Origin of the sequence: Cellulomonas telluris, assembly GCF_004886325.1 — a bacterium.
GTDB classification, from domain to species: Bacteria; Actinomycetota; Actinomycetes; order Actinomycetales; family Cellulomonadaceae; genus Cellulomonas; species Cellulomonas telluris.
In genome coordinates this window covers 1-501 of record NZ_QXFN01000140.1, presented here as the reverse complement: position 1 = coordinate 501, position 501 = coordinate 1, and the positions used below count along the sequence as shown (strand labels likewise).

The following is a 501-nucleotide window of genomic DNA, read 5'->3' as shown; positions in this document are numbered from 1 at the left end:
TGGTAGTCCTTGCCGAGGATGCCGTCGTCGACCGACGTCACGTCGATGGTGCCGCCGGAGATGACCAGGCCGTCCTTGCCGACGATGCCGTTGTTGCTGTTGCCGGTCACGGTCAGCGACCCGGTGCCGCCGATGGTGAGGTCGGCGGTGGAGTAGAGCGTCCCGGTCGGCGCGTCCTCGGACGTGTCGTCGTACGTCGCAGCGTCCGCGAGCGCGTTGGTGCTGCCGTCGGCGAGGACGACCACGACGGACTGGGCGTCGACGACGTCGATCGCGGCACTGCTCTCCGAGGTGATCGACGCGTCGTCGAGCACCAGCCGCACGACACCGTCCCCGGTGCTGTCGACGACCACCTGCCCGGTGAGGTCGCCGGTGAGGACGTACGTCCCCGCGGCCGTGATCGTCACGGTGCCGTCCGCGACGGTGACGGCGTCGTCGTCGGTCTCGGCCGTCGTGCCGGACAGCGTCACGGTGGTGGCCTCGGCCTCGTCGTGGTCGGTG

Annotated in this window: 1 protein-coding gene; it reads right to left on the bottom strand. The window is 70.5% G+C overall.

Annotated elements, in window-relative coordinates; translation table 11 throughout:
- Window positions 1–501 (bottom strand): carbohydrate-binding domain-containing protein (locus tag FB586_RS19120; RefSeq protein ID WP_136520891.1); only part of this gene is annotated, 501 nt, incomplete at both ends.